Annotated in this window: 11 protein-coding genes; 1 reads left to right on the forward strand and 10 read right to left on the reverse strand. The window is 64.8% G+C overall.

Translation table 11 applies throughout. From position 1 onward, the window contains the following. Positions 1–155: 155 nt before the first annotated feature. The 4 genes from ACNPAA_RS01400 to ACNPAA_RS01415 all read right to left on the reverse strand — a co-directional run bounded on the left by ACNPAA_RS01400 (position 156) and on the right by ACNPAA_RS01415 (position 3,631). Entirely contained in the window at positions 156–1,634 is a 1,479-nt protein-coding gene (locus ACNPAA_RS01400; protein ID WP_010673285.1) for a carboxypeptidase M32, read from the reverse strand. Positions 1,635–1,740: 106 nt separating this feature from the next. Beyond that, positions 1,741–2,322, reverse strand: a complete 582-nt coding sequence (gene smrA, locus ACNPAA_RS01405) for a DNA endonuclease SmrA (protein ID WP_042074873.1) — start codon at positions 2,320–2,322, stop codon at positions 1,741–1,743. A 116-nt stretch (positions 2,323–2,438) separates the two neighbouring features. Beyond that, positions 2,439–2,588, reverse strand: a complete 150-nt coding sequence (locus tag ACNPAA_RS01410) for a DUF3149 domain-containing protein (RefSeq protein WP_010673287.1) — start codon at positions 2,586–2,588, stop codon at positions 2,439–2,441. Positions 2,589–2,743: 155 nt separating this feature from the next. Further along, the gene (locus ACNPAA_RS01415; protein WP_041214639.1) at positions 2,744–3,631 is read right to left on the reverse strand and encodes a TraB/GumN family protein; all 888 of its coding nucleotides are present in this window, start codon (positions 3,629–3,631) and stop codon (positions 2,744–2,746) included. A 70-nt stretch (positions 3,632–3,701) separates the two neighbouring features. Between ACNPAA_RS01415 and ACNPAA_RS01420 the strand changes: the two genes are divergently transcribed. Beyond that, positions 3,702–4,034 carry a DUF1904 family protein gene (locus ACNPAA_RS01420; RefSeq protein ID WP_041214640.1) on the forward strand — a complete coding sequence of 111 codons (333 nt, stop codon included), beginning with the start codon at positions 3,702–3,704 and terminating at the stop codon, positions 4,032–4,034. 59 nt (positions 4,035–4,093) lie between these two features. Here the strand turns inward: ACNPAA_RS01420 and ACNPAA_RS01425 are convergent, their stop codons facing one another. The 6 genes from ACNPAA_RS01425 to denD all read right to left on the reverse strand — a co-directional run bounded on the left by ACNPAA_RS01425 (position 4,094) and on the right by denD (position 12,576). Next, the gene (locus tag ACNPAA_RS01425) at positions 4,094–4,924 is read right to left on the reverse strand and encodes an SDR family oxidoreductase (protein WP_125117484.1); all 831 of its coding nucleotides are present in this window, start codon (positions 4,922–4,924) and stop codon (positions 4,094–4,096) included. Positions 4,925–5,038: 114 nt separating this feature from the next. Further along, positions 5,039–6,439: an OprD family outer membrane porin gene (locus ACNPAA_RS01430; protein WP_113978558.1), complete on the reverse strand. Its 1,401-nt coding sequence runs from the start codon at positions 6,437–6,439 to the stop codon at positions 5,039–5,041. Between the two features lie 682 nt (positions 6,440–7,121). Next, the gene (locus ACNPAA_RS01435) at positions 7,122–9,059 is read right to left on the reverse strand and encodes a methyl-accepting chemotaxis protein (RefSeq protein WP_201894505.1); all 1,938 of its coding nucleotides are present in this window, start codon (positions 9,057–9,059) and stop codon (positions 7,122–7,124) included. 59 nt (positions 9,060–9,118) lie between these two features. After that, the gene (locus tag ACNPAA_RS01440) at positions 9,119–10,009 is read right to left on the reverse strand and encodes a DMT family transporter (protein WP_039041063.1); all 891 of its coding nucleotides are present in this window, start codon (positions 10,007–10,009) and stop codon (positions 9,119–9,121) included. Positions 10,010–10,099: 90 nt separating this feature from the next. Next, positions 10,100–11,605, reverse strand: a complete 1,506-nt coding sequence (locus tag ACNPAA_RS01445) for a GntP family permease (protein ID WP_010673294.1) — start codon at positions 11,603–11,605, stop codon at positions 10,100–10,102. Next, positions 11,602–12,576: a D-erythronate dehydrogenase gene (gene denD, locus ACNPAA_RS01450; RefSeq protein WP_323942305.1), complete on the reverse strand. Its 975-nt coding sequence runs from the start codon at positions 12,574–12,576 to the stop codon at positions 11,602–11,604. Before denD ends, ACNPAA_RS01445 begins: the two co-directional genes overlap by 4 nt. Positions 12,577–12,587: the final 11 nt, after the last annotated feature.

Raw genomic sequence — 12,587 nt, forward strand, 5'->3', positions numbered from 1 at the left:
TCCCAGTCCTCCCTTTGTAAGGTTAGGGGGGCAGGACCCCACCCTAACCCTCCCCTTCGTAAGGGGAGGGGACAAACAGCTCCCCTCTGTGAACGGGGGCGGGGTTAGCTCCTCCCCCTTGTGAAGGGGGAGGCTGGGAGGGGGTTCAACCTCGCTTATTTCAGATAGCGCTGTTCGAGGTGTTTGCGCAGCCACTGGGGATTGAGCGCCTCACCGGTCGCGCGGCGAATGAGCTCGTCCGTGCCGTGCAGGCTGCCCTGGGACCAGATATGGCGACCGAGCCAGCCAAAGATCTCCGGCAGGCGGCCGGACTCTACGAGCGTGCCCATGTCGCCGAGCTCACGCTCGAGTGCGAAGCGCAGCTGCGCCGCGTACATGGCGCCGAGCGTGTAGCTCGGGAAGTAGCCAAACGAGCCGTCCGTCCAGTGGATGTCCTGCATGCAGCCGTTCTGGTAATTGCCCTTCGTGGACAAGCCGAGCCACTGCTGCATCTTCGCGTCCCACAGCTCGGGGATGTCCGCGACCTCGATGCGCCCTTCCATCAGGTCCCGCTCCAGCTCGTAGCGCAGGATGACGTGAGCAGGGTAGGTGACTTCGTCCGCATCGACGCGGATGAAGCCGGGCTCGACCCTGTTGTACAGCTTCTCGAGGTTCGCGGGTGCGAGCGCATCCTCTGCCCCGAAGTGCGCGCGAATGCGCGGCGCAATCAGCGTGAGGAACGCGGGGTGATGGCCGAGTTGCATCTCGCAGAACAGGCTCTGGCTCTCGTGAATGCCCATGGAGCGCGCCTCGGCCACCGGCTGGCCGAGCAGTGCGCGCGGCAGGCCCTGCTCGTAGCGTGCGTGGCCCGTCTCGTGGACGATGCCCATCAGGCTGGAGACGAACTCCTGCTCGTTGTAGCGCGTGGTGATGCGCACGTCCGTCGGCACGCCGCCGCAGAACGGGTGGCTGCTCACGTCGAGCCTGCCGTGAGCAAAATCAAAGCCGAGCAGTCCCATCACCTCCTGGCCGAGCGCCTGCTGCGTCGCAACCGGGAACGGGCCTTGCGGGGTGAGGAGGGTGTCGCTCTTCTGCCGCTCGCTCACGGTCTGGATGAGGCCGGGCAGCCAGCTCGTCAGATCGCCGAAGATCTGATCCAGCCTCGCGCTCGTCATGCCGGGCTCGTACAGCGCCAGCATGGCGTCATAGGGGCGCACCCCGAGCGCGTCGGCGCGCAAGGTCGCCACCTCCCGCGACAGGCGCACCACCTCCTCGAGGTTCGGGGCAAAACCTGCCCAGTCGTTCTCCTTGCGCTGGCGACGCCAGGCGTGCTCGCATTTGCTGCCGGCGAGCGACAGCGCCTCCACCAGCGCCCCCGGCAGCAGGCTTGCATCCTGCCACTGGCGCTTGATCTCCCGCAGGTTCGCACGCTGGTGCTCGTCCAGCGGTTCACTCTCTGCCTTGGCAATCCACTCCCCAAGCTCGGGGGCGGTGCGCTTGCCGTGGATCAGCACGCCGAGCTCCGCCATTGCTTCGGCGCGGGCCTCGTTGCCCCCCTCCGGCATCATGGCGGCCTGATCCCAGCCGCAGATGGCGGAGAGGTGGGAGAGGCGGTGCAGTTGTTGCTGATGTTGTTCGAGTTTCTGGTATGACATGGGATTGTCCTTGTTATCGTCCCTGATGGTATGCACCCCGTACCTGGCATGATCGGGGCCGCCCGATGCTAGCACTGCCATCCATCCTGGTGCCACCCTCAGGCAGTCAGCCGAGGCGCTTCTGGTGCCGTTCGCGGTTTTCCGCCTTCTTGCGCTCGCTCTTGCGCAGCAATACGTAGAGCGCACCGCTGCCGCCGTGGCGGCGCTCGGCGCTGTGCATGGCCATCACCGAAGGCAACTGTGGCAGCCAGGCGCTGACATGGCTCTTGAGCAGGGCACGCGGGGTGCTGCGCTCCCCCTTGCCGTGCAGGATCAGCAGGCAGCGGATATCCCGCACTTCGCATTCGGCAATGAACTGCACCAGGGCGATACGGGCCTCGTTGAGCGTCTTGTGGTGCAGGTCGAGGGAGCCTTGCAGCTCGTATTTGCCAAGGCGCAGCTTCTTGTAGACCCCCTCCTGCACGCCGTCACGCTTGAAGCCGACGATGGCATGGGGGTCCAGCATCTCGACTGCTTCCGTGCCGAGGTGATCCAGGGTGAGTTGTTCGGCGGTGGCGGCTTCCCGGCGCGCGAGTTGCGCCTCGGTGGGCTGGTTGTTGCCCGCAACGGGGGCGATATGGTCGCTGCGAAGGGGCCGCACGTCGGCCACTTCCTGCAGGAACAGTGAGAGTTCGTCGTTATGAGACACGGCAGGCTCCCCGCATGAAAATGAGGGAGCCAGTATAGCGGGCCTTGGTGGGCCTTAGAATGGCAACGCTCGCAGGCCCAGGCCCCTGCCGGGTAAGGCGGTCTGAGCGAGCCTGGTTATTGCCCCTCTTTGGGCGGCTCTGCGTGCATCACCTTGTAGATGAAATAGACCGCATAGGCGCTGATGAGCAGGAAGGTGCCGAAAATCACCAGCATGGACATCAGCCCCACGCTGTTGCCAAACATCAGGTTCATCCAGAATTCCATCTCGTTCACTCCTGTCACTGGGCGGTGACAGGCATGATAGATACCTCTTCAGGAGGGAGGGGATGATCTCGATCAACTCCCTCTCTGGTTATTTAATCGGCAGCAAATTCTGTGAGCCGACGCGCATCCGGCGCGTCAGGTCGCCGGACTGGACGCTATTTTGCTTTCTCCAGGGTCGGTTCGGTGAGGGGCGTGATGCGCCAGCCCTGCTGCTCCAGCAGGGCGAGCAGCCCGTGCTCGCCGTAAAGATGCAGGGCCCCTACCACGATAAAGCTCTCGTTCGGCAGGCTGGGCCACTTCTTGACCCAGTTGCGGTTGCGCTCCGCCAGCAGGGTCTGTTCCAGCCAGGCTTGCAGCTTGGGCGGCGCCATCTCCTCCCTGAGCAGATTGATGAGGGTGGCCTCGTCCCCGTTCTGCCAGGCGGTCATCACGGCGTCGAACCCCTGCTGGATGTCGGGCAGCTCGTCCAGGGTGCTCTCCAGCATCAGGGTCTGGTTGTCGCCGACGCTCGCGAGATAGCCGAGCTGCTCCAGCAGGGTCTCCAGCCCGACGATGGGCTTGCCGCCGTCGTTCGCCCGCTTGGCGAAGTGCTGGTCGACACCGTATTCACCGCGATAGCCGGTGCGCTCCAGGGCCGCCTGGGTCAGGGTAATGGCCGCAAACCAGGGACGCAGCGGGGCCAGCATGCTCTCGTTCAGACCATTCTGGCCCGCAGCGATGAGGGTGCGACGGTAGAGGTCGATGGGCAGGTGATCCTTGAGGGTCTTGCCGTCGACGAGCCGGGTGATGGCGCCCATCTCCTGCCACTGCTCCTGGCTGATGTGGGTCATGTCCACCTCCATCACCAGGGCGCGGCTCTGCTGCCAGGCGCGCTCCACCGGGTCCGGCAGGGGATAGAGAGAGGGTTTGCCCGCGTGGATGGACCCCAGCAGCCAGTGCTGTTCGTTGCCCTTGTTGATGCGGTAGAAGGCCGGATCGGCCATGGCATGGAGCGGCAGCAGCAGGCAGAGCAGGAAGGAGAGCAGCGTGGGATGGAATCTCATGAGGCACCTTATGTGAGCGGGATGAGTGCTCTATGATAAGTCCTCATTTGTCACAGCCAAGAGGTTTCCCATGCCCCACCTTCGTTTTCGGGCAGTTTCTGTCGACACCCTGCAGCGGATAAGCGCCCCCCTGATGGCGGATCTCTGCGCCCTGACCGGTGGCAAGCCGGAGTTCGTCACCCTGGAGTGCGTGCCGAGCCAGTGGGTACGAGATGGCCAGCCCGAAGCCGGTTTCCCCTTCGTGGAGCTGGTCTGGTTCGAGCGACCGCAGGAGATGCAGGATGCCGCCGCCGCCCTCATCACCCGCCACCTGAAAGGGGTGCTGGGGGAGCAGACCTATGTGGTGGTGCAGGTGCTGCCCATCGTCAAGAGTCACTACTACAGCAACGGCCAGCACTATTGAGCGGGCATCGTTGCTGAGACCGGTGCATGTCAAGAGGAGGGCCACCGAGGGCCCCTTTATCAGGCGGATTTGATCAGCAGCTTGTCAAGCCAGCGGCTTGGCAGCAGGCGGCGCAGCACGGTAAACAATTTGGTCGGGAAGGTGACCGGGTAGCGGTGCCTGGGACGCTTGCTCGTGAGCGCATGCAGTAACGGCGGGATGCAGGCCTCGCTTGGCAGGGTAAAGCCCCGGGCACCCCCTTCACGCTCCAGCCTGGCCAGCGTCTGGGCATAGGCGTCCTGGTGGCGGCTGGTAGCGGGGTCTATGTGGCGCAGGAAGGCCTCCCGGGCATTGGCGCGAAACCGGGTGTCGATGGGGCCGGGTTCGATCAGGCTGATGTGCACGCCGCTGCCCGCGAGTTCCAGGCGCAGGGTGTCGGTATAGCCTTCCAGCGCGAACTTGCTGGCGTTGTAGGCGCCACGATACTTCATGGCCACTAGGCCAAGCACCGAGCTGTTCTGTACGATGCGCCCCTCGCCTGCCGCCAGCATGGGGGGCAATATCTGGCGAATGAGGTGATGCCAGCCAAAGAGGTTGGTCTCGAACTGCTCGCGCAGCGCCTCGGTGGGCAGATCTTCCAGCGCACCGGGCTGGCCGTAGGCGCCGTTGTTGAAGAGGCCGTAGAGGCGCCCTTCTGCCAGGGCCAGCGCCTCTGCCACCCCTCGCTCTATGCTGGCGCTGTCCGCCAGATCCAGTTGCACCGCCAACAGACCCTGCTGCTGCAGCAGGGCCACATCCTCGGCCTTGCGGGCGGAAGCGATGACGGTGAAGCCCCGGGCGCCGAGCGTTCTTGCGGCGGCTAGGCCGATGCCGCTGGAGCAGCCGGTGACGAGCACGAAGGGATGGGGCATGAGCATGGTCCTGATTGACGGCCGGCAGGTGGCCCGAAGCGGGCATGGTAGCGTGGTGCCACCAAAAACAAAACCGGGCCAGAGGCCCGGTTTTCGGTCACGTCAGATGCCTGATTACATGATGGTGAACGGCATGATGATGTGGAACTTGACGTCATGCTCGGAGCTGAACATGTTCGGGTAGTACCAGCTGCCCTTGTCGTCCTGTTCGTTGTTGTAGTCGGTGTAGTGCAGCTTGAACAGGGTGCCCTTCAGCTTGCCGTCCTGCACTGTGTACATGACGTCGAAGTTGGCTGCCCACTCTTTGCCGCCTTCCAGGGACTTGTCGCCGTTGTTGGCATCCCAGCCGTAGGCACCGGAGACACCCACGCCCCAGCCCGGTGCACCCACCAGATCATCCAGGGAACGAGTCACGCCGAAGAACAGGGCCTTCTCGTCGTTGTGGTTCCAGTCGGAGCGGGAATCCCACCAGATTTCGTTCGCGCCCTGGGAGTTGCCGTAGCCGCGGGTCAGACGGGGCAGGTAGTTGCCCAGATCCCCTTCAGCCTTGGTCCACAGGCCTTCCAGACGGAAGCCATAGGGGCCGGCTGCCCAGCTGGCGGTCAGGGCTTGTTGCCAGGCCAGGCCGTCATAGTCGCTGTTCTCGGTGTCGGAACCGTAGAACTGGTAGCTGGTGTTCAGGCCACCCAGTACGTCGAACTTGTGGGCCAGCTTGAAGTGGTAGCTGTCCATGTAGCCTTCGGACTGACCAAAGCCGGCGGTGACGGCAGTGCCGTTCTCGAAGGTGTAGCGAGCGGCCAGACCGTGGATGTAGTCGATCTTGTTCGCATCGGTGAAGGGATCGCTGGCATAGGGGCTGCTCTTGGAGAAGCCGGTGGTGTTCTTGAACCAGGGAGCCTTGTACTCGTCGGCGATGGCGTAGGTCAGGTAGAGGCCGCCGAAGGTGCCTTCGATCTGGCCACCACGGTAGGTACCGGGTTGATAGGACCAGTTGACGCCGAGGATGCCGGGTACATAGAGCTGGGTGTAACCACCCTTGGCGGTGACGGCGTCACCGAACTTGAATTTCAGGGCGGCGTTGGAGAGGCTGAAGCCGTTCTCGGGAACGCCGTCACCACCTGAACCCCACTTGTCGCCCCAGAAGGAGAACTCGTTCTCTTCGTTGACGCCATTGCTCTCGTCAACGGCCAGGTCGTAGGCACCGAAGCCGCCCACGTCGACGCCGACCACATCCCATGCATAGCCGGAGTTGAAGTTCAGGGCTGCCTGGGTGGTGGCATGGCTCAGGTTGGAGTGGTATTTGCCATCCTGACCCGGACCGGCCTGGACGCGATCACGCTCACGCTGGAAGTAGAACAGGCCACCGGTGAGCTTGCCTTCGTCGATGAAGGCGCTGTAGGACTTGCCGTATTCCGGGCTCATCATGTCTTGAGCGGCGAACGCCATGCCGGGGGCGACCAGTGCCGCGACCACGGCAGCACTCAACGCGGCGCGCTTGAAGATCACTTTTTCCATTTGTTATTGCTCCTGATTTTATGGACTTAGCTTTTTTATCCGGCAGCCGGGTAGGCACCCGCCGCTCGGTATTGGCATTGCAATCAACACCCCGAAGGGCAAAAAATGGTTCTCTGTCGAGCCCTTGTGCCTGATGCCTTGGCGCATCGGTCGGGGCTATCTGCATCGTTACAGTCGTTATTTTTTGGCTGTCGATCCTTGGCGATCTGACATCACCAAGAGTACGTTCGCGGTGCGAAATATCAATGTAAAGTTCCCGGCAAGTTTCAAAAATATGACCGAGTGCAAATAATCATGATTCTTGGTGTGGGCACTCCCAGGCCACTCATGTCGGCAATGACAGCGCTTTCATGGTGATTTCACCGTTCTCCTGCGCAGATCTTGCCGTCAAGGCAGAACTTTCTTTGTTAACCCGGTGGCAACATATAATTTTGTATCACAAAAAAAGATGGGCCCGGCGGGATGCCCACTGTCACGAGCGTGAGCCGTCCCCCCCCGACAGACAGGGGGACCAGGGATGTGAAAGGGCTAAGGGAGCCTGTGACTGAATGGATGAGGCAATCCGTCATTGGCCGTGAGGACGTGACGGGAGCATCAGGGGAAGGGTTGCGGCAAGGCCGTACTGCGGGCAGGTAGACAGGGAACGCGCCCCGGGTCTGGTGCGAACCAGACCCGGGGGTTATCAGGCCTGGCTCAGGATCCGGGGGATCTGCTGGGCCTGGTGGTGTATGTGCTCCGAGACCTGTACCGAGAGGCGGCTGCCCTGGCGGGCGTGCTGGCTGATGCGACCGATGAGGGCGGCGAAGCTCGCCAGCCTGTGCTCCTGGCTCTTGGCATTGTCGGCCCCCTGCAGGGCGATGACGGCGGTGCTGCGCGCCATCTCCCGCACCGTCAGAGTGGTCTGGCGCAGCTGCTCCGCCTGCTGGCGCTGCTCGGCGGCCTCTGCGGTGATGCGGGCCAGCACGGTGGCGAGCTGATCCCCCGCCTGGGTGAGGCTGGCCAGGATCTCGGTGATCTGGCCGAGGGAGCGCTGGGTGTCGGCGGAGAGGTGGCGCACCTCGTCGGCTACCACCGCGAAGCCGCGTCCCTGCTCCCCGGCCCTGGCCGCCTCGATGGCGGCGTTGAGGGCCAGCAGGTTGGTCTGCTGGGAGATATGGCCGATGACGTCGACGATGGCAGTCACGTCCTCCACCGAGCGGGTCAGCTGGGCCAGGGCGCCGCTGCTCTCGTCGATGGCGAGCCCGGTCTGGGCGGTAGCCGTCAGCATGCCCCCGACCAGCCGCTCGCTCTGGCTCATGGAGTGTTCATTGTGCTGGGCGTGCTGGGCGATTTCGGCGGCGACCTGGTGCACCTCGCTGGCGAGCTGGTTGAGCTCCTGCATCATGGTGTCGCTCTCGTCCACCGCCTGCTCCGTGGTGCGGGTGCTGTGATGGATCTCCTGCACCTGGTTGACCATCCCTTGCAGACTTTGCGACACCGCCGATAGCTGGCCCTCTTTCTGCTGCTGATCCTGTTGCAGGCGCCGTATCAGGCGGTTGTAGCTCGCGACGATGTCCGCCAGCTCGTTGCGCTCGCGCCCCGGGGTCAGCAGCTGGGCCTGACCCGTGGCGTCGAGCTGCAGGAAGGCTGCCCGCAGTTGCAGCAGGGGCCTGACCAGCCAGCGACGCTGCACCAGGGCGAACAGCAGGGCCACCACGACCAGGCAGAGCGCCAGCACGCCGAGCACGGTGGCCAGCTCCCGGTTCATGGTCTGACGGGCGGCGGCGAGTTGTTCGCCCAATTGCTCCCCCGCTTGCAGCAGCTGGGTGATGTCCTGCTGCACCATCTGACGAGCGGCCTGCTGCTGTTGCAGCGCCTTGCGGCTGTTTTCCAGCTCCTGGGGATAGCGCTTGAGCAGGGAGGTCAGCTCGGCTTTGGGCTGATCCCCGAGCTCCTTGCGTATCGGCTCTCCCAGGGTGAATTCGTCGGCCGGTGCCTCCTCGAAAAGTGCCAGGCTCGGCAGGGCGGCCAGGGAGTCGGCCTGCTTTTGCAGGGCAGCCAGCTCGAATTGCAGCCCTTCGAGACGCTTGGCACTCGCCTGCTCCATGTAGTTCTGGCGCTGGTGGGCGAGGGAGGGGAGGGCGGTCAGGATGTCGGCCGCCCCCTGGCGATACTGCTCGGCAAGGGCCGGATCCCGCCCGGCGGCAGCCCCCTGCTGGCCGTAACGGAGCAAGGCTTTGGCCTGGGTGGTCAACTCGTTCTCGGCATTTTGCAGCAACCACTGGCTGTTGCCGGAGAGCTTGCCCGCCGCCAGATAGTCGCCGTCAATGCGGGTTTTCATCTGCTCAAGCCGGGCGTTTAGCGGCTGGGTCTGGGGATCCTCCAGGCGGGACAACAGGGCCAGCGCCTGCTGGCGCACTCCCTGGGCCTGGGCCAGCAGCAGGGGATCCCCGCTGCCGAGATAGTCGCGAAGCGCCCCCTGCAGCGGACCGCTCAGTTGCTGTTGCAGGCGCTCCTGCAGACGCTGGGCCTGGGCCGAGTGGTTGAATTGTTGCCAGCCATGATAGAGCGCGGTGGCCTGGACACCGGCCACCAGCAGCAAGACGAGGGAAGAGAGGGAGGCAAAATGGGCAATTTTCACATCAGATTCCTGCTTGAATCACGCAATGGGCGCGAGCTTAATCAGGTCTGATGGCGTTTTTATGACAGTGGCCGTGCCAGCTCCCGTTGACTTGGGCTCTTCACCAGCAGGCCGAGCAGGGCGCCGCCCATGATGAGTCCCCCCGCCAGCAGATGGCGCGGGGTGAGCGCCTCGCCGTTGAGCCAGACCAGCAGCAGGGTGCTCAGCAAGGGAGTGAGGTAGGCGAGCGCACCGATGCGGCGCGGATCCCCGTCCCGCAGCGCCAGATACCAGGTGACGAAGGCCGCCCCCATGGGGCCGAGGGCGAGCCCGGCGATGAGCAGCCAGTCCCCCTGGGGGATCCGGGCGAATGGCAAGGGGCCTTCCAGCATCCATGCCAGCAGCAGGGCCAGGAGCCCGGCGGGCAGGCAGGCGGCGGCCGTGACCACGGCGGGAGCGGGAGGCAGGCGGCGTGAGAGCACGGAATAGGCGCCCCAGACGATGGCGGCGCCGAGGGCCAGCAGGTAGCCGGGCAGATGGGCCTGTTGCAACTGCAGGTGACCATCGACCATCACCAGCACCGATCCCGCGAGACCCAGGGCCCCGGCCAGCAGATGGTGCAGGCTCAGGGGATGACCCGGCAGCAGCAAGGGGGTGAACAGGATGATGCACAGCGGCCAGAGGTAGTTGATGAGGTTTGCCTCCAGCACGGGGGCGTGGCGAAAGCTTGTGAACAGCAGCAGGTGATAGAGCAGCAGGGCGGTGATGGTCACCAGCCAGGTGAGGGGGCTGGCGCGCCACTGGCGCCAGAATGGCAGGGTGCCCGCCCCGCAGAACAGCAGCACCAGCCCCACCAGCACCAGCGGCGAGACGCTGGTGATCCGGGAGGTGAGCGCGGCGAGGGAGGCCCACAGCAAGATGGTGAGCAGGGCAAAACCGGTGGACTTGTCCCACCAGGAAGACGCAGGCATCCAACACTCCTTTGCAAGATGAATGAACGAAAAAGAGGGCCAGTCTAGCAGACTGGCCCTCGTCACACAGCGGTGCCGTGACGGCGCGAGTTATGACTCCCGGCTCGGGACGGCCCCTGCCGCCGGAGCCAGGGACTGCCCCTTGACGTACCAGACGATGAGGGCCAGCACCAGCAGCGGCAGCACGGGGTCGAACCAGGTGCCGCCGGAGCCGAACAGCAGGTTCAGCAGGGCGACGCCGGTGCCGCCGATGGCCCAGGCGATGGTGGTCGGGATGGACCAGACGATCATCTGCTGCTTGACGTCGGAGATCCCCATCATGCGGTTGACCACCCAGAACAGGCTGTCGTTGAAGTAACCGAAGAAGAGCGACCCCATGGTGGCGGCCTGGGCGGCCAGCAGCATGTTGACCCCGGGGATCTGCGCCAGGATGGGGGCGGAGATGGAGGCCGCCGTCACCATGGCCACGGTGCCGGATCCCTGGATGAGGCGCACCAGGGTCGCCACGATGAAGGGGATCAGGATGGGGGAGATGGGCAATTGGGCGATCTGCTCGGCCAGTTGCTGACCCGCGCCACTGTCGCGCAGCACGGCCCCCAGCGCCCCGCCGGCACCGGTCACCAGCAGGATGATGCCGGCGGATTGCAGCCCCTCTTCCAGGCGGGCGGCGGTGGCGTGCCTGTCCATGTGCGGGACCAGGGTGTAGACCGCCAGCAGCACGCTGATGGCCAGCGCGATGATGGGGGTGCCGATGAAGTTGATGCCCTGCACCAGGGGGTTCGCCATCAGGCCGTCCATGCCCTCCAGGGTGGCCAGAGTGGTGAAGATGGCCTTGACGAAGATGAGCACGATGGGCACCAGGATCGGCAGCAGCGACAGGGTCAGGCTCGGCAGGGTCTTGCCCTCCTTCTCCTTGAGGTACTGCTCATAGGTGGCTTGCAGCTCGTCCGGGGTCTGGGCGGCCTGGGCACCGAACTCGGGGTACTTCTTGTCGAGCCACTGGGCGTAGAAGACGATGCCGAGCACGCAGGGGATGGCCAGGGCCATGCCGGTCAGCAGCATGGCGCCGATGTCCACGCCAAACAGGCCGGCAACCCCCAGCGGGCCCGGGGTCGGCGGCACGGTATGGTGGGTTACCACCAGGCCGCCCGCGAGTGCCACCCCCAGGGTGAGCAGGGAGCGCTTGCCGCTTTTCGCCAGCGCCTTGGCCACCGGATAGAGGATGACGAAGGCGGAATCCACGAAGATGGGGATGCTGACGATGTAGCCCGTGATGGCCAGGGCCCACTCCTCGCGGCGCTTGCCGAGCCACTTGATGAAGCTGTAGGCGATCTGTTCGGCGGCGCCCGACACCTCAAGCAGGCGACCCATCATGACCCCGAGGCCAATGACGATGCCGATGCTGCCGAGGGTGGAGCCAAAGCCCTGGGTGATCACGGTGAGGGTCTTGTCGATGCTCATGCCGCCGGTGATCCCGGCGATGCAGGCCGCCGCCAGCATGGCGATCAGGGCGTGCACCCGGGTACGGATGACCAGGAACACCAGCACGAAGACCGCGATGATGAGACCGATGATGGGGGTTGGGATGTCGCTCATGATGCCTCCTGCATGTCATGGGTGATGAAACTGTCGATGATGTCGGCAAACGTCCTGTCTGCCGCGAAGCCGAGGGTGCTGGCCCGCAGGTTGTCGATGCGTCCCGGCCAGCTCGCCACGATGCGCTCGATGGCCGGATCGGCGGCAAACTGCACCCGATCCCGGGCAGCCTGGCCACCGGCCCGTGCGAGGGCCTCCAGCATCTCGCCGACGGTCACGCTGATGCCGGGCAGGTTGATGCTGCGGGCGTCACCGGTGGCGGGGAGCCTGGCCGCCAGCAGGAAGTTCGCGACCACGGTGGCGGGGCTGGAGAGCCAGAGGCGCAGATCCGGGTTCACCGGGCAGATGGCGCTCTCCCCTTGCAGCGGCTCGCGGATGATGCTGCTGACAAAGGAGGAGGCGGCGCGGTTCGGCTTGCCCGGCCGCACGCAGATGGTGGGCAGGCGCAATACCAGACCGTCGACGAAGCCCTTGCGGCTGTAGTCGTTGACCAGCAGTTCCCCCATGGCCTTCTGGGCGCCGTAGGAGGAGGTGGGGGTGAGCGCCGTGCCGTCATTCACCAGCTCCGGCAGCGGGCCGCCATAGACGGCGAGCGAGCTGGTGAAGACGAAGCGGATGCCCGGCCGGGCATGGCGGCACGCCTCCAGCAGGGTGCGGGTGGTGTCCAGGTTGACCTGCCAGCCCAGATCGAAGTCCTGCTCCGCGTGGCTGCTGACGATGGCGGCCAGGTGGTAGACCACGGCGGTCCGCTCGCTGATGAGGGACTCGGCGACACCGGGTTCGGTGAGGTCGGCCCGCAAACAGCGAACCCTGGGGTCCGGCAGGGGGGATTGCGGCTGCTGGATGTCCACCAGCAGCAGCTCGGTGAAGGGGTGGGGGCCTTGCAGCAGGGCCCGGGCCAGTTTCTGGCCCAGGAAGCCACCGCCGCCGGTGATGATGATCTGCATCTTGTTATCCTCAGACTCGTTCATGTTCAGGGTCG

This window comes from Aeromonas sp. PS2Canimalfood6, from assembly GCF_048276795.1.
GTDB classification, from domain to species: Bacteria; Pseudomonadota; Gammaproteobacteria; order Enterobacterales; family Aeromonadaceae; genus Aeromonas; species Aeromonas caviae.